The sequence below is a fragment of the Novosphingobium aromaticivorans DSM 12444 genome, from assembly GCF_000013325.1.
Lineage (GTDB): Bacteria > Pseudomonadota > Alphaproteobacteria > Sphingomonadales > Sphingomonadaceae > Novosphingobium > Novosphingobium aromaticivorans.
In genome coordinates, this window is sequence record NC_007794.1 from 970,438 (window position 1) to 993,082 (window position 22,645).

General features: G+C 66.5%; 28 protein-coding genes. 22 read left to right on the forward strand and 6 right to left on the reverse strand.

Annotated features, from left to right (window positions below):
• Position 1 precedes the first annotated feature (1 nt).
• The 11 genes from SARO_RS04580 to SARO_RS04630 all read left to right on the forward strand — a co-directional run bounded on the left by SARO_RS04580 (position 2) and on the right by SARO_RS04630 (position 7,826).
• Complete coding sequence (locus tag SARO_RS04580; protein ID WP_011444576.1) at positions 2–631, forward strand: cytochrome c oxidase assembly protein; 630 nt, start codon at positions 2–4, stop codon at positions 629–631.
• 82 nt (positions 632–713) lie between these two features.
• Positions 714–1,535 carry a cytochrome c oxidase subunit 3 gene (locus SARO_RS04585; protein WP_011444577.1) on the forward strand — a complete coding sequence of 274 codons (822 nt, stop codon included), beginning with the start codon at positions 714–716 and terminating at the stop codon, positions 1,533–1,535.
• Entirely contained in the window at positions 1,535–1,906 is a 372-nt protein-coding gene (locus tag SARO_RS20565) for a DUF983 domain-containing protein (RefSeq protein WP_011444578.1), read from the forward strand. The genes SARO_RS04585 and SARO_RS20565 overlap by 1 nt, the downstream gene beginning before the upstream one ends.
• Positions 1,906–2,490 (forward strand): SURF1 family protein, encoded by a 585-nt coding sequence (locus SARO_RS04595; protein ID WP_011444579.1) that lies wholly within the window; start codon positions 1,906–1,908, stop codon positions 2,488–2,490. Before SARO_RS20565 ends, SARO_RS04595 begins: the two co-directional genes overlap by 1 nt.
• 151 nt (positions 2,491–2,641) lie before the next feature.
• Complete coding sequence (gene thrC, locus SARO_RS04600) at positions 2,642–4,063, forward strand: threonine synthase (protein WP_011444580.1); 1,422 nt, start codon at positions 2,642–2,644, stop codon at positions 4,061–4,063.
• Positions 4,056–4,940: a class I SAM-dependent methyltransferase gene (locus SARO_RS04605; protein ID WP_011444581.1), complete on the forward strand. Its 885-nt coding sequence runs from the start codon at positions 4,056–4,058 to the stop codon at positions 4,938–4,940. The genes thrC and SARO_RS04605 overlap by 8 nt, the downstream gene beginning before the upstream one ends.
• A gap of 53 nt (positions 4,941–4,993) precedes the next feature.
• Entirely contained in the window at positions 4,994–5,368 is a 375-nt protein-coding gene (locus SARO_RS04610) for a dihydroneopterin aldolase (RefSeq protein ID WP_041550144.1), read from the forward strand.
• Entirely contained in the window at positions 5,368–6,126 is a 759-nt protein-coding gene (locus SARO_RS04615) for an SDR family oxidoreductase (protein ID WP_011444583.1), read from the forward strand. The genes SARO_RS04610 and SARO_RS04615 overlap by 1 nt, the downstream gene beginning before the upstream one ends.
• Positions 6,123–7,142 (forward strand): GTP 3',8-cyclase MoaA, encoded by a 1,020-nt coding sequence (moaA, locus tag SARO_RS04620; protein ID WP_011444584.1) that lies wholly within the window; start codon positions 6,123–6,125, stop codon positions 7,140–7,142. The genes SARO_RS04615 and moaA overlap by 4 nt, the downstream gene beginning before the upstream one ends.
• Positions 7,142–7,378 (forward strand): MoaD/ThiS family protein, encoded by a 237-nt coding sequence (locus SARO_RS04625; RefSeq protein WP_011444585.1) that lies wholly within the window; start codon positions 7,142–7,144, stop codon positions 7,376–7,378. The genes moaA and SARO_RS04625 overlap by 1 nt, the downstream gene beginning before the upstream one ends.
• A 1-nt stretch (position 7,379) precedes the next feature.
• The gene (locus tag SARO_RS04630; protein ID WP_011444586.1) at positions 7,380–7,826 is read left to right on the forward strand and encodes a molybdenum cofactor biosynthesis protein MoaE; all 447 of its coding nucleotides are present in this window, start codon (positions 7,380–7,382) and stop codon (positions 7,824–7,826) included.
• Between the two features lie 17 nt (positions 7,827–7,843).
• Here SARO_RS04630 and SARO_RS20140 read toward each other — a convergent pair whose 3' ends face one another.
• Positions 7,844–8,377 (reverse strand): hypothetical protein, encoded by a 534-nt coding sequence (locus SARO_RS20140; RefSeq protein ID WP_143004776.1) that lies wholly within the window; start codon positions 8,375–8,377, stop codon positions 7,844–7,846.
• A gap of 257 nt (positions 8,378–8,634) precedes the next feature.
• Here SARO_RS20140 and rplU point away from each other — a divergent pair, with 257 nt between their 5' ends.
• The 3 genes from rplU to SARO_RS04650 all read left to right on the forward strand — a co-directional run bounded on the left by rplU (position 8,635) and on the right by SARO_RS04650 (position 10,030).
• Positions 8,635–8,931, forward strand: coding sequence for a 50S ribosomal protein L21 (gene rplU, locus SARO_RS04640; RefSeq protein ID WP_011444588.1), 297 nt, complete (start codon positions 8,635–8,637; stop codon positions 8,929–8,931).
• 26 nt (positions 8,932–8,957) lie between these two features.
• Positions 8,958–9,227, forward strand: a complete 270-nt coding sequence (gene rpmA, locus SARO_RS04645; protein WP_011444589.1) for a 50S ribosomal protein L27 — start codon at positions 8,958–8,960, stop codon at positions 9,225–9,227.
• 233 nt (positions 9,228–9,460) lie between these two features.
• Positions 9,461–10,030: a GNAT family N-acetyltransferase gene (locus tag SARO_RS04650; protein WP_011444590.1), complete on the forward strand. Its 570-nt coding sequence runs from the start codon at positions 9,461–9,463 to the stop codon at positions 10,028–10,030.
• 48 nt (positions 10,031–10,078) lie between these two features.
• On the opposite strand, the gene SARO_RS04655 is transcribed toward SARO_RS04650, so the two are convergent.
• Entirely contained in the window at positions 10,079–10,963 is an 885-nt protein-coding gene (locus tag SARO_RS04655; protein WP_011444591.1) for a metal-dependent hydrolase, read from the reverse strand.
• Positions 10,964–11,000: 37 nt separating this feature from the next.
• Here SARO_RS04655 and SARO_RS04660 point away from each other — a divergent pair, with 37 nt between their 5' ends.
• Positions 11,001–11,591: a TetR/AcrR family transcriptional regulator gene (locus SARO_RS04660; protein ID WP_011444592.1), complete on the forward strand. Its 591-nt coding sequence runs from the start codon at positions 11,001–11,003 to the stop codon at positions 11,589–11,591.
• Here the strand turns inward: SARO_RS04660 and SARO_RS04665 are convergent.
• A complete protein-coding gene (locus SARO_RS04665; RefSeq protein ID WP_011444593.1) occupies positions 11,575–12,321 on the reverse strand; it encodes a YgfZ/GcvT domain-containing protein in 747 nt (248 codons plus the stop codon). The two genes, SARO_RS04660 and SARO_RS04665, sit on opposite strands and share 17 nt — an antisense overlap.
• Before the next feature lie 38 nt (positions 12,322–12,359).
• Between SARO_RS04665 and pyrC the strand changes: the two genes are divergently transcribed.
• Positions 12,360–13,400, forward strand: coding sequence for a dihydroorotase (pyrC, locus tag SARO_RS04670; RefSeq protein ID WP_011444594.1), 1,041 nt, complete (start codon positions 12,360–12,362; stop codon positions 13,398–13,400).
• Positions 13,401–13,403: 3 nt separating this feature from the next.
• Here the strand turns inward: pyrC and rarD are convergent, their stop codons facing one another.
• Positions 13,404–14,291: an EamA family transporter RarD gene (rarD, locus tag SARO_RS04675; protein ID WP_011444595.1), complete on the reverse strand. Its 888-nt coding sequence runs from the start codon at positions 14,289–14,291 to the stop codon at positions 13,404–13,406.
• A 208-nt stretch (positions 14,292–14,499) separates the two neighbouring features.
• Here rarD and SARO_RS04680 point away from each other — a divergent pair, with 208 nt between their 5' ends.
• Positions 14,500–14,994, forward strand: coding sequence for a glycine zipper 2TM domain-containing protein (locus SARO_RS04680; RefSeq protein ID WP_011444596.1), 495 nt, complete (start codon positions 14,500–14,502; stop codon positions 14,992–14,994).
• 125 nt (positions 14,995–15,119) lie between these two features.
• Positions 15,120–15,347 carry a hypothetical protein gene (locus SARO_RS04685; RefSeq protein WP_011444597.1) on the forward strand — a complete coding sequence of 76 codons (228 nt, stop codon included), beginning with the start codon at positions 15,120–15,122 and terminating at the stop codon, positions 15,345–15,347.
• Here the strand turns inward: SARO_RS04685 and astD are convergent.
• Both astD and SARO_RS04695 read right to left on the reverse strand, forming a co-directional pair.
• Positions 15,344–16,759: a succinylglutamate-semialdehyde dehydrogenase gene (astD, locus tag SARO_RS04690; RefSeq protein WP_011444598.1), complete on the reverse strand. Its 1,416-nt coding sequence runs from the start codon at positions 16,757–16,759 to the stop codon at positions 15,344–15,346. The two genes, SARO_RS04685 and astD, sit on opposite strands and share 4 nt — an antisense overlap.
• Before the next feature lie 118 nt (positions 16,760–16,877).
• A complete protein-coding gene (locus SARO_RS04695) occupies positions 16,878–18,287 on the reverse strand; it encodes a protein adenylyltransferase SelO (protein ID WP_011444599.1) in 1,410 nt (469 codons plus the stop codon).
• 72 nt (positions 18,288–18,359) lie between these two features.
• Between SARO_RS04695 and SARO_RS04700 the strand changes: the two genes are divergently transcribed.
• The 4 genes from SARO_RS04700 (at position 18,360) to SARO_RS04715 (ending at position 22,630) form a co-directional block, all read left to right on the forward strand.
• Positions 18,360–19,214, forward strand: coding sequence for an alpha/beta fold hydrolase (locus tag SARO_RS04700; protein WP_011444600.1), 855 nt, complete (start codon positions 18,360–18,362; stop codon positions 19,212–19,214).
• The gene (locus SARO_RS04705; RefSeq protein WP_011444601.1) at positions 19,211–20,371 is read left to right on the forward strand and encodes a glycosyltransferase family 4 protein; all 1,161 of its coding nucleotides are present in this window, start codon (positions 19,211–19,213) and stop codon (positions 20,369–20,371) included. The genes SARO_RS04700 and SARO_RS04705 overlap by 4 nt, the downstream gene beginning before the upstream one ends.
• Positions 20,372–20,500: 129 nt before the next feature.
• Positions 20,501–21,262, forward strand: a complete 762-nt coding sequence (locus SARO_RS04710; protein WP_011444602.1) for a tetratricopeptide repeat protein — start codon at positions 20,501–20,503, stop codon at positions 21,260–21,262.
• Positions 21,263–21,283: 21 nt separating this feature from the next.
• Complete coding sequence (locus SARO_RS04715; protein WP_011444603.1) at positions 21,284–22,630, forward strand: PQQ-binding-like beta-propeller repeat protein; 1,347 nt, start codon at positions 21,284–21,286, stop codon at positions 22,628–22,630.
• Positions 22,631–22,645: the final 15 nt, after the last annotated feature.

Here is a 22,645-nt window from a genome sequence, read left to right on the forward strand (position 1 = left end):
CATGGCCGCGTCGGTCGTTCCCGATCCGCGCAAGAACCGCCGCGTCGGCATCCTTGCCGCGGGCGGTGCTCTGGCCATGCTGGGCCTGGGCTATGCCTCGGTCCCGCTCTACCGCCTGTTCTGCCAGGTAACCGGTTATGGCGGTACGACGCAGCGCGCCGATGCCGAGAAGGTCGCCGGGCTCAAGGTCGGCGCAAAGATGATCCGCGTCCGCTTCGACGCGAACGTCGCGCCGGGCATGCCGTGGCAGTTCAAGCCCGAACAGGTGACGCAGGACCTCAAGGTAGGCGAGCGCAAGATCGCCACCTACCAGGCGCACAATCTCAGCGGGCGCGAGATCACCGGTACGGCGATCTTCAACGTCTCTCCCGAGCAGGCGGGCAAGTATTTCAACAAGATCCAGTGCTTCTGCTTCACCGAACAGAAGCTGCATCCCGGGCAGGAAGTGCGGATGCCGGTGATCTATTACGTGGACCCGGCGATTCTCGACGATCCCGCGGCCAAGAACGTCGAAGAGATCACCTTGAGCTATACGTTCAACGAGACGCCCGCGAGCGCGGCCGCCGCTCAGGCAAGGCCCGTGGTGCAACCTATGGAAAAGCCTCTGGACCCGGCGCAAGCGCGGCGATAAAGGCCCAAATTGAACTGCGTCCGGGGCGGCTGCTTCGGACCATGCAATCACGACCAGATTTGACTGGGGGAATTCGACGATCATGGCCGGCGCAAAGAACCACGATTATCACATCCTGCCGCCCGACGTGTGGCCGTTCGTCGGCGCGATGTCGGCGCTGACCATGACCAGCGGCGGCGTCCTCTACATGCACAAGATGGCCGGGGGCACCGCGGTCATGTTGCTGGGCCTGCTGGGCGTGATCGTCACGTTCTTCTCGTGGTTCGGCAAGATCATCAAGGAAGCGCATGCGGGCGATCACACCCCCGTCGTGCAGCTTCACCAGCGCTATGGCATGATCCTGTTCATCGCTTCGGAAGTGATGTTCTTCGTCGGCTGGTTCTGGGCCTTCTTCGACTTCTCGCTGTTCCCGTCGACCATCGCGGAGACGGTCGGTGGCCAGTGGCCGCCCAAGGCGATCGAAGCGGTCATGGACCCGTTCGACCTGCCGCTGCTCAACACGCTGATCCTTCTCTGTTCGGGCACGACGCTGACCTGGGCGCACCACGCCCTGATCCACGGCGACCGTGAAGGCCTGAAGAAGGGTCTGTGGGCGACCATCATCCTCGGTGTCATCTTCTCGATGATCCAGGCCTACGAATACGCCCATGCGCCGTTTGCGTTCGGCACGAACACCTATGGTTCGGCCTTCTACATGGCGACTGGCTTCCACGGCTTCCACGTCATCGTCGGCACGATCTTCCTGATCGTCTGCCTGATCCGCGCCTACAAGGGTCACTTCACCCCGCGCCAGCACTTCGGTTTCGAAGCGGCCGCATGGTACTGGCACTTCGTCGACGTGGTGTGGCTGTTCCTGTTCGTCGCCATCTACGTGTGGGGCGGCTGGGGCTACAAGATCCACTGATGCCAGACGGCGAAAGCCAGAACACGAAGGGGCAGCCGGGGATTACCCAGGCTGCCCTTTTCGGTTTGTGCCCACGTTGCGGCAGCAAGGGCCTGTGGGCGGGGCCAGCGGCGCTGGCCGAGCGTTGTCCCGCCTGTGGGCTGGAATTCGAACGTCATGAACCGCGCGGGCGGGGAATGTACCTCGTCGTCCTGCCGGTCACGATCCTGCTGGTGCTTGCGGCGCTCAAGCTCGACGACTTGGTGCGCCTGCCGACATGGGCGCTGATTGCCCTTTGGGGCGTGGTCGTACCGACCGTGGTGATCGCCGCTCTGCGCTATGCCAAGGCCGTGGCCCTGATGGCGCGACTCGAAAAGGAAGGCCTCCTGTGATGCGGCGCGTGCCGATCCTCCCGACGATCGTGGTGCTGGTTGCCGTGGCGATCATGGTGTGGCTGGGCTTCTGGCAGCTTGATCGGCTGGGGCAGAAGGAAGCGATGCTGGCGCGCTATGCCGCTGCCATGACCAATCCCGCGCCGGTTGCCTTTCCGGCTGACGGTTCGGCGGTCGAATCCGCCTTGTTCCACCGGGCGAAGCTGGACTGCGCCGCGCCTTCGGGCAACTGGAACTCGATAGCCGGGCGCAATGCGCGCGGCGAAGCCGGGTACGTTCACCTTGTTGCCTGCCCCGTGGACGATGGTCGCCTGGCCTGGCTTCAGGCCGGTTGGACGCGAGGGCCGCAGCATCCTGACTGGAAAGGGGGCGAGGTGTCCGGCCTTGTCGCCCCATACGTCGACCACACGGCGCGTCTGATTGCCGATCCTCCGGTTCCGGGTTTCGAGGCTAGCGCGCGGCCCGATCCGTCGGACATTCCCAACAACCACCTGGCCTATGCCGTGCAGTGGTTCTTTTTCGCGGGCGTTGCGCTGGTGATCTACGCGCTCGCCCTGCGCAAGCGGTGGCGCGAGCGGGGGTGACACCCCAAATTCCGCCGGGCATTCGCCGTAGTGCCGGATCGAGGAATGGATGCTGAAACAAGTTCAGCATGACGAGGTTTGTGGCATCGAGGATCCGCCTCGGTCCAGAATCCTTGCCCTTTGCCCGCATGGCCGCTAACCGCGCAAACCCATGAAGTACGTCAGCACCCGGGGGCAGGCACCCTCGCTCGATTTCCAGGGCGTCACGCTCGCAGGCCTCGCTTCGGATGGCGGGCTCTACGTGCCCGAGAGCTGGCCGCAGTTCTCGCACGACGAGATCGCCGCGATGGCCGGGCTGCCCTATGCCAGGCTGGCGCAGAAGATCATGCAGCCCTACGTCGGCGATTGCCTGACGCCGGAGCGCCTGCTGGAGCTGTGCGAACAAGCCTATGGCCGTTTCGCGCACGCTGCCGTGACGCCGCTCAAGCAGCTCGACGAGACGCAGTGGGTGCTCGAACTGTTCCATGGGCCGACGCTGGCTTTCAAGGACGTCGCGCTCCAGTTGCTTGGCCTGCTGTTCGAGGAATTCCTTGCGCGTCCGAGAGAGGATGGGGGCGACGAGCACATCACCATCGTCGGGGCGACTTCGGGTGACACCGGGTCTGCCGCCATCGATGCGGTGGCGGGTCGCGCCAAGGTCGATATCTTCATGCTCCACCCGCATGGCCGGGTATCCGATGTGCAGCGCCGCCAGATGACCACGGTCATCGCGCCCAACGTCCACAACATCGCCATCGACGGCAGCTTCGACGATGCCCAGGCGATGGTGAAGCGCATGTTCAACGACAGCGCGATGACCGGCCGCTTCGGCATCGCCGCCGTCAACTCGATCAACTGGGCGCGCCTGATGGCGCAGGTGGTCTACTACTTCTACGCCGCGCTCCAGCTTGGCGCGCCGCACCGCAAGGTTGCCTTCTCGGTGCCGACCGGCAACTTCGGGGATGTCTTCGCAGGCTACGTCGCGGCGAAGATGGGCCTTCCGATCGAGCGGCTGATCGTGGCCACCAACGTCAACGACATCCTCCACCGCGCGCTTTCGGCAGGCGATTATTCGGCCAGCACCGTAACGCCGACCGCCGCGCCATCGATGGACATCCAGGTTTCCTCGAACTTCGAGCGCCTGCTGTTCGACGGCTGCGGTCGCGACGCATCGGCGCTTGCCGCGCAGATGAAGCATTTCGAAGTGACCAAGGCGATGCAGCTCACGAATGCGCAGCGCGAATCGGCGGCCGCGCTGTTCAGCTCCGCTCGCGCCGATGCGGGCGACATGGCCAATGCCATGCGCTGGGCGTTCGAGGCGACGGGCGAAGTGCTCGACCCGCACACCGCGATTGGCCTTCACGCGGCACGCGCGGCCGAAGGCATCCCTGCGGGCGTTCCGATCGTGACGCTGGCGACGGCCCATCCGGCAAAGTTCGTCGACGCGGTCGAGCGCGCCACCGGCGTTCGCCCGGGCCTGCCCGCCCGCGTGGGCGACCTGTTCGAGCGCGAAGAGCGCTGCGACCGCCTGCCCGGCAACTACGAAGCGGTTGCCGCCTACGTCGCCGAGCGCGCGACTCCGAAGCATGGCTGAACTGGACCTCCAGCCCAAGCTGATGGTCGGCCAGGGCTGGGCGGACTTCGCCCTGCTCGATTCCGGCCAGGGCCGAAAGCTGGAGCAATATGGCCCGCACCGTTTCGTGCGGCCCGAGCCTCAGGCGATGTGGAGCCCGCGCCTTGCCGATTGGCGGGCCGATGGCGAATTCGTGCCCGGATCGGACGAGGACGGCGGCGGGCGCTGGGTGTTCGACCGGCCGATGCCGCGCGACGGTTGGGAACTGGGCTGGAACGACGTGCGCTTTACCGCCTCGTGCACCCCGTTCCGCCACCTCGGCTTCTTTCCCGACATGGCCCCGGTGTGGGACTGGATGGGCGAGAGGCTTGAAGGCAGGCCGGATGCGCAGACGCTCAACCTGTTCGGCTATACCGGCGTCGGCACGCTTGCGCTCTCCGATTATGGTCCGGTCACCCATGTCGATGCATCGAAGAAGTCGGTCGCGCAGGCGCGCAGCAACGCCGCGCTTTCCGGCATGGCCGAACGTCCGGTGCGCTGGATCGTCGACGATGCCGCCAAGTTCACCGCGCGCGAAGTGCGTCGCGGCCGGCGCTATGATGGCATCATTCTCGACCCGCCGAAGTTCGGGCGCGGTCCTGATGGCGAGATCTGGCGGCTGGAGGAAAGCCTCCCCGGCCTTGTCGCCGATTGCGCGAAGTTGCTCGATGCGGACAGCCGCTTCCTGTTTCTCACGGTCTATGCGGTGCGGATGTCCTCGCTCGCCATCGCGGGCCTGCTGGCCGAGGCCCTGAAGGACCTGCCGGGCACAATCGAGCATGGCGACCTTTGCATCCGCGAGCAGGGCGAGGGCGGCAGGCACTTGCCAACCGCGATCTTCGCGCGCTGGAAAAACTGAAATCCCCCGGGCGCGATGGACTCGTCCGCGCGCCAATGTCAAAGACCACAGCCATGTCCGACAGCCTGATCCTCGAAGTCGCCAATCTCGAGACCGATGTCCTTACGGGGATCTATTCGGAAGAGACCGGTCGTCCCCAGCCGCTGCGCATCACCATGCGGGTCGGGCTCACGCACCAGGATCGCTACACGCCCGATTGCCCGCTTGCCGCCAGCAAGAACTACATGGATCTCAAGTTCGCTGCCTCCGAGGGATTGCCCAAGGGGGTGCATTTCAAGCTGATCGAGGCCGTGGCAGACCACATCTGCGAAACGCTGTTCCTGCAGGATGACAGGGTGATGTGGGTGGAAGTGAAGATCGTGAAGCTGGCCATCAGCGAGAACGGCGAGGAAATCGGCATTACCCTTAAGCGGGAGCGCCGGACCTGATGACGCGCCCGCTCGCGCTGGTCACGGGCGGCTGGCGCCGGATTGGCGGCGCGATCGCTCGCAAGCTGGCGAGCGAGGGCTGGGACCTTGCCCTTCACGCCCACCACGACCGTTCGTTCGATGCCGAGTTCAAGGCTCAGCTCGAATGGCTGGGGGCGACGGTCTTTCCGGTATCGGGCGATCTCGACGACAGGGACTTTCCGGCGCGCCTGCTGGCCGAAGTCGTCGGCGCCGCGGGCCGATCGCCGGAGCTGCTGGTCAACTCGGCCTCGCTGTTCCACGACGACCGGGTAGAGACGATCACCCCGGAAGAGCTTGAGCAGCATTTCCGCGTGAACCTCTTCGCGCCGCTGCTGTTGACGCGCGCTTTCGCCGAGGCGCTGGGTGACCGTGACGGTTCGGTCGTCAACATCCTCGACCAGCGCGTGCTCAACCCCGTGCCCGACCAGATCAGCTACACGATCTCCAAGCAGGCGCTTCACGCCTCGGTGCGCACGCTGGCCCGCGCGATGGCGCCCAGGGTCCGCGTGAACGGCGTTGCGCCGGGCCTGATCCTGCCCACTGCGGACTACGATGCCGAACAATGGCGCCGGCTGGAAGAGATCATGCCGCTGCGGCGCTTGCCCGGCGCGGACGAGATTGCCGACGCGGTGCACTTCCTCGCATCGGCCAGGTCGGTGACGGGGCAGACTTTGTTCGTCGATGCCGGCGCGAGCCTTGAATCCTACCCCCGTGACTTCGTATACTTGGAGAAGTGAACGCTTCCCCGCCTTCTGCCGACGCGCCCCTGATCGACCGGTTCGCCCGCCGGATCACCTATCTCCGCCTGTCGGTGACGGATCGCTGCGACCTGCGCTGCGCGTACTGCATGCCCGAGAGGATGGAATTCCTGCCCAAGGCCGAAGTGCTGAGCCTCGAGGAACTGCACCGCCTCTCGCTCCATTTCATCGCGCGAGGCGTGCGCAAGATCCGCCTGACCGGCGGCGAACCGCTGGTGCGGCGCGACATGGTGGACCTCGTGCGCGCGCTGGGTCGCAAGCTCGGGGACGGGCTCGACGAACTGACCATGACCACCAACGGCACCCGCCTGGCGGAGTTTGCCGGGGACCTGGCGGCGGCGGGGCTTCGGCGGATCAACGTCTCGCTCGACACGCTCGACCGCGAGGCTTTCGCCAGGCTTTCCCGCCGCGACGTTCTGCCGCAGGTGCTCGAAGGCATCGCCGCCGCACGCGAGGCCGGCCTGCGGGTCAAGATCAATGCCGTGGCGCTCAAGGGCATCAACGAGGACGAGATTCCCTCACTGGTCGAGTGGGCGCATGGCCAGGGACATGACATGACCCTGATCGAGGTAATGCCGCTGGGCGAGGTCGAGGGCGATCGCTTCGACCACTACCTTCCGCTCGACGCCGTGCGCCGCAATCTCGAGAGCCGGTGGACGCTGACGGCGAGCGATGCCCGCAGCGGCGGTCCGGCCCGCTATGTCGACATTGCCGAGACCGGTGGGCGGCTGGGGTTCATCACCCCGCTTACCGGCAACTTCTGCGACGGCTGCAACAGGGTGCGGGTGACGGCCACGGGGCAACTCTACATGTGCCTTGGTGGCGAGGGGCGCGTGGACCTGCGCGCGGCGCTTCGTTCCGACGACCCTGACGGCGCGCTTGCCGAATGCTTCGCGCGGGCGATGGGCGAAAAGCAGGAGCGCCATTCCTTCGTCATCGACAGGCCGGGCGGCGTCCCAGCCGTGTCTCGCCACATGTCGACGACGGGCGGCTGATGGCGAGGCTGGTCTTCATGGGGCGGCTGGAAGACGTCGCGGGGACGGGCGAACTCGCGGTGGAGGCAGGCCCGGTCGAACGGATACTGGCGGCGCTTGATCCGGCCTTGGCGGTCGAACTTCTGGGCGAGAAGGTGCGGATGGCGCTCAACGGCAGGTTGCTGACCGACATGGGCGGCGTTGTACTCGGCGATGGGGATGAACTCGCATTTCTCCCGCCGGTCAGCGGAGGCTGACATGGCCAGGGTCCGGCTCGCTCTGGATGCGTTCGAACCGGCGGATGAAATCGCGGCGTTCAATGCGCTGCACCCGGCTGCGGGCGGGATCGTCACGTTCCTCGGTCAGGTCCGCGAAGGCGGCGGGGTCGAAGCCCTCGAACTCCAGCACTATGCGCCGATGACACTTCCGGGGATGGAGGAACTGGCGCGGGTCGCGGAACGCCGCTGGCCGCTGGAGGGCCTTTTGATCGTCCACCGCAGCGGTGTGATGAAGCCGCGCGATCCGATCGTGCTCGTCTGCGCGGCAGCCCGCCATCGGCGCGATGCCTTTGCCGCGGCCGATTACGTGATGGACCACCTCAAGAGCGAGAGCTGGTTCTGGAAGCGCGAGAAGACCGCTGCGGGCTGGCACTGGGTTGAGCCGCGCGCGCAGGATCACGACGACCTGTCACGCTGGCGGGCCTGATTCGCTTCAATGACGTTTCAGCCGCGAAGCTGGGACAGCAGCCCGTCGATGACTTTCGTTTCGGTATCGACAAGCGATTCCACCTCGACCCGCGCGGCATGTACCGCCTCCAGGTCGGCAGGAGCACCGCCGGCCGCGCGGTTGCTTGCGTCGGCTTCCAGCCGGTCCAGTTCGGCCAGGGGCAGGCCCGCGCGGGCGCGTGCCGATTCGAGTTCGGCGAGCGCAACCGAGGCCACCGACCATGCTTCCGTGCCCATTGCCGCGCCCGCTGCGGCGCCGACCGCGCGGGTTGCGGCACCGCGCTTCGATTCGAAGCCGGCGTGGGCCTCGCGGGCAGAAGCGCGCAAGGCAGCGAGTCTTGCTGTCAGGCCCGCGGTCATTTCCTGCGAGGGGGCTGGTACCGGCGCGGGGAGCTGGGCGGCGCGATAGGCGTCTTCCGCCGAGCGGCGGGCCAGCGAGGGGAACTTGTCCCTGTCTGCGCAGCCACCGGCCAGCAGAGCCGGAGCGAGCGTTGCAGCAACAAGGGCGATGCGGATAATGCGCTTGACCATGCCCCGGCCATAGCATGGCGCGGCCTTGCTGCCAGCTTTGCGATGGCAAACCCGCAAGTCGGCAGCGCGATCGCCCAGATTCAGGCGAGAGCGCATTGACACGCGGCGGGGCTTGGATTATCCGCGCCACTCTTTCCGGGACCCCGCATTTCCGCGGGGAAACGGTGTGTTGCCCGTTGTCAGCGATTCGCAGGCGTAGGGCGCCTCAGTGGAATCGCCTCGGGCAACCGCGGCATTTGGAACGGATAGCAGGAACCATGTTCGCAATCGTGCGCACGGGCGGCAAGCAGTATCGGGTCGCCGCCGGAGACAAGATCGCGGTCGAGAAGCTGGCGGGTGAAGCCGGCGACAAGATCACGCTCGGTGAAGTCCTTCTCGCCGGTGAAGGCGATTCGCTGGCTGACGCCGCGAAGGTCACGGTTTCGGCCGAGATCATCGCTCAGGCGAAGTCGGAGAAGGTGATCGTCTTCAAGAAGCGTCGCCGCCACAACTATCGCCGCCGCAACGGTCACCGCCAGCAGATGACCCTGCTGCGCATCGTCTCGGTCGCCTAAGCGAACAGAATTCGGAGTAATCTGAGATGGCACACAAGAAAGCAGGCGGCTCGTCGCGCAACGGTCGCGACTCGGCAGGCCGCCGCCTCGGCGTGAAGAAGTTCGGCGGCCAGGAAGTGGTCGGCGGCAACATCATCATCCGCCAGCGCGGTACCCGCGTGTACCCGGGCGCGAACGTGGGCATGGGCAAGGACCACACCCTGTTTGCGCTGGCCGAAGGTCGCGTGCGTTTCCACGCCGGCAAGCTTGGCCGCAAGTACGTGTCGGTCGACATGATGGCCGAAGCGGCTGAATAACCGGATGGTCATTCAAAGGGCCATCCCGATGGGGTGGCCCCGCCAGCACTCGCAAGCTGGCCGATAGAGGGAGAGGGCCCCGCCCATCTCCCTCTTTTTACGTCTCCCTCCCCCGCAAGCCCCCGCGCAAGGGCGCCCAGCGCGATCACGGATCGCCCTGGCGCAAGGCGCAATACGGCTGTCATTTGCTCGCTCTAGCTGGCGCGCAGAGGAGCCGAGGAAGGAGACGAACGATGTTCATGCGCAGCGAACGGCTGTTCCTGCGGCCCGGTTGGCCGGAGGACTGGGCCGAACTTCACGCCCTGATCGACGACGAAGCGGTCGTCCGCAACCTCGCGCGGGCGCCATGGCCTTATGCGCCCGAGGACGCCAAGGCGTTCGTCGGCGCGCAACACGGTGGACGGCACCCGCAGCTCTTCGTGACGTTGCCCGGCGCGCACGGCTCACGCCTGATCGGCTGCGTCGGCCTGTTCGACGACCGTGGCGAGGCACAGCTCGGCTACTGGATCGCGCGGGCGCACTGGGGCCGCGGCTATGCCACCGAAGCCGTGCGCAGCCTGCTTTCGCTGGCCCGCACGCTCGGTCATCGCCGCGTCATGGCTTGCCATTTCGTCGACAATCCGGCGTCGGGCCGCGTCATGGAAAAGACGGGGTTCCGGCCCACGGGCGAAATCCGCCTGGGCAGGAGCGCCGCGCGCCTGCAACCCGCCGCGACCGTCGTCCACGCCATCGACCTCGTCCCGCCGGTGGATTGCGACGGGCCCGAGGACGGCGGTTTCGAGCCGATGCGCCGGGCGGCCTGACGGCGACGCGGTGACGATGATGCGGTGACTGGAGGCCTGACCGGATGGTCAGCCCGGCATCACCGCATCGGTAAACTCGCTGTCAGCCTTGCCGATCAGCGCACGATCGTCGTGCTTCCACGGATGGAAGCCGGGCAGGAAGTAGCCGAGCCACGCGGGCAGGATGCGGCGGATCACGCCGGGCTTCCACAGCAGGTAGGCGGCAAGGCGCCACTTCCACTTGGCCCCGGTCAACCCGTCCTGTGCCAGCAGGTCGAGCGTATCCTCGACGCGGTGGGTGATGAAGTTCTTGGTGACGACGACCATCATCAGGCTCTTCACCTTCCAGCGCTTCCACCGGCTCCAGTCGCGGGTCGCATGAAGCCAGGTGTCATAGGCGACGCCCTTGTGCTCGATCTCCTCGATCGCGTGCCAGCGCCACATGTCGGCCGCTTCCTGCTCTGCGCCGGCGAAATGTGCCGGGTTGGCGAGGAATTCGTGCGCCATCATCGCGGTATAATGTTCGAGCGCCATGGTCGCCGCAAGGTTCAGGATCACCGGGCGATCCTTGGTCAGGGCGAGCATTTCCTCGACCCGCTTGTCGATCCGGGCGATGTCGTAGCCGGCGTTCTCCGCCGCGCGGTTGAAGGCGATATGTTCGCGCGTATGGTTGATTTCCTGCTTCACGAAGGCGCGGATTTCAGCCTCGAGCTTGGGCGAAGCGCCTTCGCGGTGCGCCTTGACCGCTTCGATGAAGAAGGCTTCGCCACGCGGGAACGTGGCGGAAAGCGCGTTGTGCCACGCCGTCGCCACGGGATCGCCCGCCAACCACCACCTGCCCGGAGGCGAATTTCGACCGAAGCGGCGGTCGCGCACCGTGATGCTGAGATCGGCGGGCGTCGGCGCAACCTTGCCGGATGCGGCGCTGCGCTCTAGTGCGAGAGTAGGGGTCATGGCTGTCATGGGCCGCAATCTAGGCTTGCTTACATCAATGTCAATAAGAAAGCGTCTCTCACCTGAGGAAAGCCGGATGGCCGCCCTCGAGGCTGCGCGCGGTCTGCTGGTCGAGACGGGGCCGCAGGCAGTGACGCTCAAGGCCGTGGCGGGGCGCATCGGACGTACCCATGCAAACCTGCTGCATCACTTCGGATCGGCCGCTGGCTTGCAGAAGGCGCTGGCCAAGCACCTGGCCGAAACGATCTGCGCCACGATTCGCGAGGCGGTCATCGCCAGCCGTTCGGGCATCGGTTCGCCGCGCGACGTGGTTGACCTCACCTTTGACGCCTTCGACAAGGAGGGCGCGGGCGCGCTGGCATCGTGGATGCTGCTGTCCGGCAACGAGGACGCGCTCGATCCCATCGTCGATACCATCCACGATCTCGTGATCGACCTCGACGAATACGGCTCGGACACCCAGCGCAGCACGACCCTTGCGTTGACGCTGATGGCGCTGGGCGATGCGCTGATGGGCGGGCCGTTGTCCCAGGCGCTGGAACTGCCCCGCGATGCCGCGCGCGACCGGGCAGAGCAGATGCTGGTCGAAAGTATGCTCAGGCGGGACGAGGTCAGTCCGGAGGGCTGAGGTCCATCCAGGAAGGGGCCAGTGCGGGGGGGATATCCTCGACCCGCCGATGATCGACCGCCAGGCCCAGTTCAGGATAGGCGATGCGCTGGCGTGCAGGATCGGACTGTTCCAGCGGAACCACGATCAGCCGTCGGTTGACCTTCTGTCGCCAATTCATGCGGGCGGTGTTTTCCTGCCCGACGTAGCAGCCCTTGGTGAAGCTGACCCCGTTGAGGTCGGCGGCGTTGCATTCCAGCCAGAGCACTTCGCCATCGCCCAGTTCCGCGCGCCCTTCCGGCACGCCGAGCTTGAGGCGATGTTCACGATAGGCCATGTCCACGCCCACGTCGTTGTCGCTGACCGGCGCGATCCAGCGCTGGCCGAGCGCGCGCAGGCGCGGGTCGCTTGCGCCGCCGTCGCCGGGGTGGTCTTCCCAGTGTGCGGCAAGGTCGTCCGCACGCGAGATCGCGATCTTGCGGCGCAGGCGGTAGAGCGTCAGCCGCTTGGCAAGCGCATCCGCCGCCGATGCCTCGCATTCCAGCAGCAGGCCCTTGCCGTCGGGCCAGACGATGAAATCGAACAGGACCTTGCCTTGCGGGGTGAGCAAAGCGGTCCAGACCGGCAACACTCCCTTCACGTCGTTGGTGACGAGACCTTGCAGGAAGGCAGCCACATCCTCGGCCGGATCTTCGGGAGCAAGGCGCACGAGGGCGCGGTCGAACAGGCGCGTGCCGGGAACGTGGTTCATGGGTGGAAGATAGGCAGGACCATCGCTAAGGGGAAGGCATGACCGAGACGCTGACGATCCGCCGCCCCGACGACTGGCATGTCCACCTGCGCGACCGCGACGTACTGCGGGGCGTCGTTCCCTATACCGCCCGGCAGTTTGCCCGCGCCATCGTCATGCCCAACCTTTCGCCGCCGATGACCGACGTTGCGGGCGTTGCCGCCTATCGCGATCGCATCCTTGCCGCCCTGCCGCAGGGTAGCGCCTTCACGCCGCTGATGACGCTGTACCTTACCGATTCGACCGACATCGAAGAGGTTGCGCGCGGCTTTGCCGAAGGCGTGTTCGTCGCCGCCAAGCTCTATCCAGCCCATGCGACGACCGGTTCCGCGCACGGCGTCACCGACATCCGCAACATCTATCCGGTGCTGGAGAAGATGCAGGAGATCGGGATGCCACTGCTGATCCACGGCGAGGTGACCGATTCCCATGTCGACATCTTCGACCGCGAAGCCGTGTTCATCGAGCGGACGCTGACCCGCCTCGTGGCCGACATGCCGGCCCTTCGCATCGTCTTCGAGCATATCACGACCGAGGAGGCGGCCCAGTTCGTGGAAGGCGCGGGCGACAGCATCGCCGCGACGATCACGCCGCAGCATCTCCACATCAACCGCAACGCCATGCTCGTCGGCGGCATCCGTCCGCACGCCTTCTGCCTGCCGGTCGCCAAGCGCGAGAAGCACCGGCTTGCCCTGCGCAAGCTTGCCACCTCGGGCTTTTCGCGGGTGTTCCTGGGAACCGATACCGCGCCTCATGCCAAGCACCTGAAGGAAGCGGCATGCGGCTGTGCGGGGATATTCAACGCGCCCTTCGCGCTCGAAAGCTATGTCACGGTCTTCGACGAGGAAGGCGCGCTCGACCGGTTCGAGGCCTTTGCCTCGCTCAACGGGCCCGCGTTCTACCGGATGCCGGTGAACGAGGACCGCATCGTGCTGGAAAGGGCGCCCATCGAGGTGCCTGAGGTGATCGACTGCAACGGCACCGCAATCGTGCCCTTCCACGCCGGTGAGACGCTCGGCTGGCGAATCGCCGCGGCCTGACCGTCAGGCCGACCGGGCGCGGCGTAGCATGTCCCAGCTATAGAGCGCGATGGCCGACCAGATCAGCGCGAAGCAGCCGAGCCTTGCCGGATCGAGGCTCTCGCCGAAGACCGTCAGGCCGAGGGTGAAGCTTATCGTCGGCGCGATGAACTGGACGAAGCCCAGGGTTGAAAGCGGCAGCGCCCGGGCCGCGACGGCGAACAGCAGCAGCGGAATGGCCGTTGCCACACCCGAGAAAGCGAGCAGGAGCGCCGAAGGGCTGCCCGGCGCCATGCTCGACCCTGCCGGCGAGCCCGCCCATATCCACACGACGACGAGCGCGGGAAGCGCCAGCAATGCGGTTTCGACCGTAAGTCCAGGAACCGATCCGACCGGCGCCTTCTTGCGGACGTAGCCGTAGAAGGCAAAGGTGAGGGCGAGCGACATCGCCACGATCAGCGTATCGAGCGCTCCGGCCAGCAGCAGCGCGATGCCCGCGCCAGCCAGCCCGACCGCAGTCCACTGCACGCGCGAGAGACGTTCCCCCAGCAGCATCGTGCCCAGGAGCACGTTGATCAGGGGATTGATGTAGTAGCCCAGGCTGGTGGCTAGGACGTGGCCCTCGTTGATGGCGATCACGAAGATCAGCCAGTTCGCCCCGATCAGCGCGGCACTGATGGCGAGTTGCAACAGCACACGCGGATTGGCGAAGGCTGCGCGCACGTCCGGCCCCTGGCGACGCGCGGCCACGATGACGAGGCAGACGGGCAGCGTGAACAGGATTCGCCAGCCGATCAACTCCACAGGTGGGACGTCGTGCAGCGCGCGGAAGTAGAGCGGCAGTAGTCCCCAGGCGACATAGGCGGCAACGGCGGCTGTCAGGCCCCGCCGGAAGGTCGACGAATGGTTCATCCCGGCCCCCTGCCAGCATTGCGCCAAAGCGCCAACCCCTTGTCGTCCAACCGTTTCGACGGCGTCAGCCAACGGCTTGTCGCAAAACGCGAATCTGACGACGACGTTGCTCTCCGTTCAGGTTGGCGGGCGTAATCCTGAACCAACGAAAGATTCGGGACCCCAATTCGACAAGAACGAAGCGGTCTTCGAGATGAGGAGAAAGACCATGATCAATCTCAAGAGCGCCGCCCTGGCCCTCGTCGCCGCCTCCACCGTCGCCACGGCTGTGCCGGCGACCGCCGCGGTGCTTCCGCAGGCCCACCAGTCGACCGCCGTCGCCACGCAGTGGAACGAAGGCTGGGACGGTGAGCGTTGGGAACACGGCCGCGACCGTGGCGACTGGCGCCGCGACCGCTACTACGGCGACCGCCACTATGGCGGCCGGGGCTATGACCGCGGCTACTATCGCGGCAACGACCGCCGTTATTATGGCGAGCCTGTCTACCGCAATACCCGTGTCTGGCGCGGTGACGACGGCCGCTATTACTGTCGCCGCTCGAACGGCACGACGGGCCTTCTGATCGGCGGTGCCGCCGGTGCGCTGCTCGGCCGCGAGGTCGCTGGCGATTACGGTGACCGTACCCTCGGCGCGATCCTGGGCGCCGCCGGTGGCGCGCTGCTCGGCCGCGAGGTCGACCGTGGCGGCTCGCGCTGCCGCTAAGAGATACTGACCGTCCTTCGGGTCGCGCTGAAAGGTCGGCTGGGGAGCGCTCCGCACTTGCGGGGCGCTCCCTTTTCATTTGGGGCTGGGCGCTTTCTTAACCGGTCGCGGCTACGGATCGTGGCATGTACCGGCTACGGTTGATCGTCACGGCACTTGGCCTGGCCTTGTCAGGCTGCGGCTCTGCGCCCGCGGAGCCCGAGCATCCGCCGCTCGACCCGGTCATGGCGGAAGCGCTTCAGGGCCAGTTGATGGTCGATCCCGACCTGACCCAGCAGAACCTGCGCAATCTTGCAATCATGCCCGGCGGCCCGGCCGATCCGGCCGCGCCCCTGCCGGACTCGCCGCGCTAGTCGCTACGCAGGCCGACGCCGATGCTGGCGCGCGGCTGATCGACTTCGGTCGAGGCGACCGGATAGGCGCAATAGTCCGCCGCGTAATAGGCGCTGGGCCGATGATTGCCCGACAACCCGACGCCGCCGAACGGTGCGGCCGATGACGCGCCGTTGGTCGGCCGGTTCCAGTTGACCACGCCCGCGCGGATGTTCGCCCAGAACCGGTTGTAGTCCTGCGGGTCGCCGCCGATCAGCGACGCCGACAGCCCGAAGCGCGTGTTGTTCGCCTCGGCGATGGCCTCGTCGAAATCGTCGACCCTGACGACCTGCAGGAGGGGGCCGAACAGTTCCACGTCGGGCCGGTCGGCAACGGCGGTCACGTCGATGATCGCTGGCGAAAGGAACGGGCGGTCTTCCTGCAGGCGGACCATGTGCTTGATTGGCCGCCCGCCCGACGACAGCAGGTAGACGAAGCTTTCGGTCAGCCCGTCGGCGGTGCGATTGTCGATCACCGGGCCCATGAAGGGTGCCGGATCGTCGAACGGCGCGCCGACGATGATGCGGTCCGCAAGCCGCTTCACGTGGTCGATCACCTCGTCGAACATCGAGGCCTTGATGATCAACCGGCGTGCTGCCGTGCAACGCTGGCCGGCGCTGGTGAAGGCCGACTGGACGATCAGCGTGGCCGCGTCCTCGATCTTGGGCGTATCCCAGACGACGATGGGGTTGTTGCCGCCCATCTCCAGCGCCACGATCTTGCCCGGGTTCGACGCGAGCTTGCGGTTGATCGCGATGCCCGCGTGGGCCGAGCCGGTGAACAGCACGCCGTCGATGCCGTCATGCGCGACCAGCGCCTGGCCCTCTTCCGGACCGCCTATCAGGACCTGCACCACGGCTGCCGGAATGCCCGCGCGATGGAAGCACTGGGCCAGCATCTCGCCCGTCGCCGGCGTCTTTTCCGAAGGCTTGAAGACCACCGCGTTACCGGCGATCAGCGCGGGCACGATGTGGCCGTTGGGCAGATGCGCGGGGAAATTGTACGGCCCCAGCACCGCCAGCACGCCATGCGGCTTGTGCCGCAGCGCGGCGGTGCCCTGGAGTGCGGAGTCGAGCTTTCGCTGGGATGTGCGGTCGGCATAGGCGCGGATCGAGATCTCGACCTTGTTGACCACGCTGTCCACTTCGGTGCGGGCTTCCCATAGCGGCTTGCCCGTCTCGCGCGAGATCATCGTCGCCAGATTGTCCGCGTCCTTGCGCACTTCGTTGGCGAAGCGCCTGACGAGTTCGATGCGCGTGGCCAGGGGTTGCGCTGCCCAGGCAGGCCAGGCCCGGCGGGCCCGCGCCACGACCTCTTCGACGTCACCAACCTTGCCGCGCCACACTTCGGCGCCGGTTGCGGGTTCATGCGAAACGATTTCGGCCCGTGCCACGAATATGCCTGTCTTTTCTCTTGTCGTTGATACGGCGTCCGCTCCTGGCGAGGCGCCGCAGCCCTGCGATGGTTACGGATTAAACGAGTTTCACCTAACAGGCCAGAGCCCACGTAATTCAGGCAGTTGCGTGGCCCCATGGCTCCGGGCGAGGGCCCAGCGCCTCGCCCATGCGCCGCAGTGCCGCGACCTTGGCGTGAAGCGCGGACCAGTCGTCGCCGGTCGCGATCGGTTCCCAGATCGCCTCGACCTCGTCGATCAGCAGCGATTGCGGTGCTTCGTCCGACCAGTATGGATGGTCGTCTGGCGAGGCCTCGTACAGTGCGACCATCTCGCGCAGCGCCGCTCCATCGGAACTGTCGGCAAATGGGCCGCGTCCGCCCCGATGCGTAAAGAAGAATGCGTCCGGCCCCAGCTTTTCGCTGACCATGACCTTCTCGCATGCACCGATCAGCGCCGTGTCCTGCTCGATCCCGCGCGGCTCCACGCCCAGGCGCCAGCACCAGCGCCGCGCCATCGCCTGCTGGTAGAGGTCGGGGAAGCGGTTCAGCGCCTCGACCAGCGGCGGCGCTTCCACCAGCGAGCGCAGCGCCACCGCAAGCTGCCCGCAGTTCCAGTGGATCGCCTCGGGTTGGCGTCCGAAGGCATAGAGCCCGGCATGGTCGAAATAGGCCGCGGTGAAACCCGGGTCCCATGTGGGCAGCCAGCGCCACGGACCATAGTCGAAGCTTTCGCCCGTCACGTTCATGTTGTCGGAATTGAGCACGCCGTGGACGAACCCGGCGACCATGTAGCTGGCGGCCATGTCGGCCATGCGCTCGATCACCTGGTTGTAGAAGCGCACCGCCGGGTGCGGCGCATCGGCAAAGGCGCTGCCGGGAAAATTGGCGAGGCAATAGGCGACAAGCTGCGCCATTTCGTCATCAAGCTCCAGCACGGAAAGGCGCTGGAAGGTGCCGATGCGGATGTGACCGTGGCTCAGCCGGACCAGAACCGCCGAGCGGGTGGGCGAGGGCTCGTCGCCGCGCCAAAGCGATTCCCCGGTCTCGATGACCGACAGTGTGCGGCTGGTGTTGACGCCCAGCGCTCCGAGCATTTCCGTCGCCAGGATCTCGCGCACCGCGCCTTTCAGCGTCAGCCGCCCGTCGCCTCGCCGGCTCCACGGTGTCTGGCCCGAACCCTTGGTGCCAAGATCCATCAGCCGGTCCGAGCCGTCTAGCATCTGCGCGAACGTGAAGCCGCGCCCGTCGCCCAGTTCGGGATTGTACACGCGGAACTGGTGCCCGTGATAACGCAGGGCCAGCGGTCCGGGCATGTTGTCGGGCAGGGGCTCGAACCGCCCGAACGCGCGCGTCCACGCCGCGTCGTCCAGCGTTGCCAGCCCGATTTCCGCCGCCGCGCGGTCGTTGCGCCAGCGCAGGCGGGTTTCGGGGAAGTCCGCCGCCTGCACCGGATCGCCGATCCAGTCGGCCAGGGCCATGATGCGGGGGGACGGTCGATAGATCGCGTCTTGCGGGAGCGCCTTCATCCGGCAATAGTGGCCATGCGCAAGCCTGCCCGCAAGCAGGCCCCATGGATTTGACGCGGAATACCAGAAGAAATGGCCGAATACGAAGATCGCTACTGGACCAGCAGCGACGGACTGCGCCTGCATTTCCGCGCCTACGAAGGCGATATCTCCCGCCCGCCGGTCCTCTGCCTGCCCGGCCTGACCCGCAACGCCCGCGATTTCGAGGACCTTGCCACACGGCTGGCGGGCGATTGGCGCGTGCTCTGTCCGGAAATGCGGGGACGGGGGGACAGCGACTACGCCAAGGACCCGATGACCTACCAGCCCATGCAGTATCTCCAGGATCTGGAGGCACTGCTCGCGCAGGAGGGCATCGAGCGTTTCGTCGCCATCGGCACTTCGCTGGGTGGCCTGCTGACGATGCTTCTGGCCGCCGCCAACCCGGCGCGCATCGCGGCTGCGGTGCTGAACGACGTCGGCCCGGAAGTCTCGCCGGAAGGGCTTGAGCGCATTCGCGGCTACGTCGGGCAGGGGCGCAACTTCGAAACCTGGATGCACGCCGCCCGCGCGCTGCAGGAAAGCAGCGGCGACGTCTATCCGGATTGGGACATCACCCAGTGGCTGCGCTACGCCAAGCGCATCATGGTGCTGGGCAGCAGCGGGCGCATCGCCTTCGACTACGACATGAAGATCGCAGAGCCGTTCGAGGCACCGGCGGGCGCAACGCCCCAGGTCGACATGTGGCCGCTGTTCGATGCGCTCGCCACACGGCCCCTGCTTGTCCTTCGTGGCGAAACGTCCGACATCCTCTCGGCGCAGACGGCAGCGAAGATGGCCTCGCGCCCGGGCGTTGAACTGGTTACCTTGCCGCGTATCGGCCATGCCCCCACGCTCGACGAGCCGGAAAGCATCGCCGCAATCGGACGCCTGCTCGAACGGGTATGAGCAAGGCCGCCCCGCTCAGGATTCTCCACCTTCATTCCACGTTCGATGCCGGGGGCAAGGAACGCCGCGCGGTGGCGCTGATGAACCGCTGGGCACGGCAAGGCGGGGCAAGGGCGATCGAGCACCACATCGTTTCGGCACAGCCCGGCTCGATGGGGGCAAGGAGCCTGATCGACAAGCGCGTCGCCGTGTTCTTCCCTTTCGGGTTCCCGCCGCTTGCAGGCAAATTGCGCCTTTCGCGCCTGCAACAGCTTGCACGTGCGATGCGCGGCTTCGACCTTGTTCTCACCTATAACTGGGGCGCGATGGACGCAGCGATGGCGCATGCCGTCTTCGCCCCGTCGATGGGCCTTGCGCCGCTGGTCCATCACGAGGACGGCTTCAACGCCGATGAAGCGGGCGGCCTCAAGCGTGGCCGCAACTGGTATCGCATGGTCGCGCTTTCTCGCGCCAGCGCGCTGGTAGTTCCGTCGCGCGGGCTGGAAGAGATCGCGCTGGGCTCCTGGCGCCAGCCGCGTGCCCGCGTACATCGCATCCTCAACGGCATCGATACCGCGGCCTATGCCCGCAAGCCCAGGCCCGACGTGTTGCCGCGCGTGGTCAAGCGGCCGGGCGAAAAATGGCTCGGCACCCTGGCCGGCCTGCGCGCGGTCAAGAACCTGCCGCGCATGGTTCGGGCGATGAAGGCGCTGCCGCCCGAATGGCATCTCGTCATTCTTGGCGAAGGGCCGGAGCGGGAGGCCATCCTTGCCGAGGCCATGCGGCAGGAGGTCGGTCACCGCGTCCACCTGCCGGGCCATGTCGCGGACCCCGCCGCAGCGATTGGCCTTTTCGATCTTTTCGCGCTTTCCTCCGACAGCGAGCAGGCACCGCTTTCCGTGATCGAGGCGATGGCCGCCGGGCTCGCCGTGGTCAGCCCCGCCGTGGGCGATGTGGCGGACATGGTTTCAGAGGCGAACCGCCCCTACGTGATCCCGCCCGGAGACGACGATGCGCTGGCGGCGGCAGTTCGCGCGCTGGCGGGCGATGCGGCGCTTCGTGCGTCGATCGGCAAATCCAATCGCGCCCGCGCCCGGGCCGAGTTCGACGAAGGCGTCATGGCCGACCTCTACGCCAGGCTCTACGCGGGGGCGCTCGGCCGCGACAGCTTCTCGTGATCGAGCCTCTTCAGGCGCGGTTCACGCGGGGCGGGTAGGAATCAATTCCGTTGAAAAGGCGGACCCATCCGCTAAACACCGCGCCAGACACACGCTAGCAAACGTCAACCAATTCCCGAAAGCGCTGCCTTGGCTCTCCGTCCCGACCGTCCGCAATCCCGTTCCGACCAACTCGCCGAGCGTTCTGCAGGGCAGGGCGATGCCTTCCTGCGCGAAGTCGACGATGCCCTGCGCGAAGATCAGGTCTTCACCGCGGTGCAGAAGTACGGAAAGCCGGTTGGCGCCGCGATCATCGCCGGGCTTCTCGGCCTTGCCGGTTGGCTCTGGTACGAGAACCACAACAATGCCGTCGCGGGCGAGCAGGGTGAAGTGCTGACCAAGGCGCTCGACCAGCTCGAAACGCGCAACCTCAAGGCTGCTGCCGACGAACTCGGCCCCCTCGCCAAGGACGGCAACGAAGGTTACCGCGCGACCTCGCGCATGCTTGAAGCCGGAATCCTGGCCGAGCAGGGCAAGACGGCAGAAGCCGCGAAGGCCTTCGCCGCGATTGCCGCCGATGGAGGCGCGCCCCAGGCCTATCGCGATCTCGCGACGATTCGCGAAGTGGCCCTGGATTTCGACAAGCTTGCTCCCGACAAGGTGGTCGAGCGTCTCAAGCCGCTCGCCGTTCCCGGCAACGCCTGGTTCGGCAATGCCGGCGAATTGGTGGGCGTTGCCTACCTGAAGCAGGGCAAGAACGATCTGGCCGGCGCCTTGTTTGCCCAGATCGCCAAGGAAAAGACCGTGCCGGATTCGCTGCGTCGACGTGCGCGGCAGATGGCGGGAATGCTCGGCGTCGACGCGGTCGAGGACCCGGGCGAAACCGCGTTGGTCCAGCCTGCGGCACAATAATTCATCGAGGATGCACCGGAAATGACCCCCAACCCCAATATTCGCCGCGCTTCGCTCGCCAGCGTGCTGGTCCTTGCGCTCGCGCTGGGTGGCTGCGGCATTTTCGGCGGCAAGGACAAGGCCAAGACGACCCCGACGCTGGGCCAGCGCGTGCCGATCCTGTCGAAGATCGAGGCCGGCACAAAGGTCGACGATTCGATCTCGCTGACCACGGTCGTCCTGCCCGCGCCCGAAGTGAACGCCGATTTCGCGCAGGGCGGCGGCAATGCGAGCAAGTCCTACGGCCACCTCGCGCTCGGCGATGCGCCGCGCAAGGCCTGGACGGTCGGGATCGCCGGGTCCTCCTCGAAGCAGCGTCTGGCCGCGTCGCCGGTCGTCGGCGGGGGCAAGCTCTACGTGATGGACACGGACGGCACCGTCCATGCCTTCGACGCGGCGAGCGGGAAGTCCGTGTGGGAGACCCCGGTCAAGGCCGAGAAGCAGAACGCCAACTCCACCTTCGGCGGCGGCGCGTCCTATGACGACGGCGTGGTCTATGTGACCAATGGCGTTGGCGAAGTCGCTGCGCTTGATGCCGCTAACGGAGCGGTAAAGTGGCGCGTCAAGCCCGCCGGCCCGCTGCGCGGATCGCCCACGGTCGCCTTCGGGCAGGTCATGGCGATGACCCAGGACAACCAGATCGTCACCCTGAACGCCGCCGATGGCGTGGTCCTGTGGAACGAGAACGCCTCGGTCGGACAGACCAACGTGTTCGGCGTCGCCTCGCCCGCGGCAGGGCAGGGCACGATCGTGGCCGGTTATTCCTCGGGCGAACTGGTCGCCTACCGCTACGAGAACGGGCGCCAGCTCTGGGCCGACGCCCTTGCGCGCACCAGCATCGCGACCAGCGTCTCGACGCTGACCGACATCGACGCCGATCCGATCATCGAGCGCGGCCGCGTCTTCGCGCTGGGGCAGGGCGGGCGCATGGCCGCCTACGAACTCGTGACCGGCCAGCGCGTGTGGGAACTCAATCTCGCGGGCATCTCCACCCCCGCCATCGCCGGTGACTGGATCTTCACGCTGACCGACGAGGCCAAGCTGCTGTGCATCGCCAAGTCCAACGGCAAGGTCCGCTGGATGACGCAGCTTCCGCGTTATCGGAACGAGAAGAAGAAGAAGAACCAGATCCTGTGGACCGGCCCGGTCCTTGCCGGCAACCGCCTGTGGATCGCCAATTCGCGCGGCGAAGTGATGCACGCATCCGTCACCGACGGCACCGTCAGCGAATTCACCAAGCTCGGCGCGGCGGTAAGCCTTGCCCCCGTGGTCGCGAACCAGACGCTCTACATCCTCGACGACAACGGCAAGATCACCGCGTTCCGCTGATCAAAACCATTTCCT

Coding starts and splice junctions, on each gene's coding strand:
- SARO_RS04695 (WP_011444599.1), bottom strand. CDS start 18,287: ATGAAGGCGCTCCCGCAAGACGCGATCTATCGACCGTCCCCCCGCATC.
- SARO_RS04615 (WP_011444583.1), top strand. CDS start 5,368: ATGACGCGCCCGCTCGCGCTGGTCACGGGCGGCTGGCGCCGGATTGGC.
- SARO_RS20565 (WP_011444578.1), top strand. CDS start 1,535: ATGCCAGACGGCGAAAGCCAGAACACGAAGGGGCAGCCGGGGATTACC.
- rarD (WP_011444595.1), bottom strand. CDS start 14,291: ATGAACCATTCGTCGACCTTCCGGCGGGGCCTGACAGCCGCCGTTGCC.
- thrC (WP_011444580.1), top strand. CDS start 2,642: ATGAAGTACGTCAGCACCCGGGGGCAGGCACCCTCGCTCGATTTCCAG.
- rplU (WP_011444588.1), top strand. CDS start 8,635: ATGTTCGCAATCGTGCGCACGGGCGGCAAGCAGTATCGGGTCGCCGCC.
- SARO_RS04625 (WP_011444585.1), top strand. CDS start 7,142: ATGGCGAGGCTGGTCTTCATGGGGCGGCTGGAAGACGTCGCGGGGACG.
- SARO_RS04610 (WP_041550144.1), top strand. CDS start 4,994: ATGTCCGACAGCCTGATCCTCGAAGTCGCCAATCTCGAGACCGATGTC.
- SARO_RS04655 (WP_011444591.1), bottom strand. CDS start 10,963: ATGACCCCTACTCTCGCACTAGAGCGCAGCGCCGCATCCGGCAAGGTT.
- SARO_RS04705 (WP_011444601.1), top strand. CDS start 19,211: ATGAGCAAGGCCGCCCCGCTCAGGATTCTCCACCTTCATTCCACGTTC.
- SARO_RS04630 (WP_011444586.1), top strand. CDS start 7,380: ATGGCCAGGGTCCGGCTCGCTCTGGATGCGTTCGAACCGGCGGATGAA.
- SARO_RS04715 (WP_011444603.1), top strand. CDS start 21,284: ATGACCCCCAACCCCAATATTCGCCGCGCTTCGCTCGCCAGCGTGCTG.
- SARO_RS04660 (WP_011444592.1), top strand. CDS start 11,001: ATGTCAATAAGAAAGCGTCTCTCACCTGAGGAAAGCCGGATGGCCGCC.
- SARO_RS04580 (WP_011444576.1), top strand. CDS start 2: ATGGCCGCGTCGGTCGTTCCCGATCCGCGCAAGAACCGCCGCGTCGGC.
- SARO_RS20140 (WP_143004776.1), bottom strand. CDS start 8,377: ATGGTCAAGCGCATTATCCGCATCGCCCTTGTTGCTGCAACGCTCGCT.
- SARO_RS04585 (WP_011444577.1), top strand. CDS start 714: ATGGCCGGCGCAAAGAACCACGATTATCACATCCTGCCGCCCGACGTG.
- SARO_RS04650 (WP_011444590.1), top strand. CDS start 9,461: ATGTTCATGCGCAGCGAACGGCTGTTCCTGCGGCCCGGTTGGCCGGAG.
- rpmA (WP_011444589.1), top strand. CDS start 8,958: ATGGCACACAAGAAAGCAGGCGGCTCGTCGCGCAACGGTCGCGACTCG.
- SARO_RS04685 (WP_011444597.1), top strand. CDS start 15,120: ATGTACCGGCTACGGTTGATCGTCACGGCACTTGGCCTGGCCTTGTCA.
- SARO_RS04605 (WP_011444581.1), top strand. CDS start 4,056: ATGGCTGAACTGGACCTCCAGCCCAAGCTGATGGTCGGCCAGGGCTGG.
- SARO_RS04680 (WP_011444596.1), top strand. CDS start 14,500: ATGATCAATCTCAAGAGCGCCGCCCTGGCCCTCGTCGCCGCCTCCACC.
- SARO_RS04700 (WP_011444600.1), top strand. CDS start 18,360: ATGGCCGAATACGAAGATCGCTACTGGACCAGCAGCGACGGACTGCGC.
- pyrC (WP_011444594.1), top strand. CDS start 12,360: ATGACCGAGACGCTGACGATCCGCCGCCCCGACGACTGGCATGTCCAC.
- SARO_RS04595 (WP_011444579.1), top strand. CDS start 1,906: ATGCGGCGCGTGCCGATCCTCCCGACGATCGTGGTGCTGGTTGCCGTG.
- SARO_RS04665 (WP_011444593.1), bottom strand. CDS start 12,321: ATGAACCACGTTCCCGGCACGCGCCTGTTCGACCGCGCCCTCGTGCGC.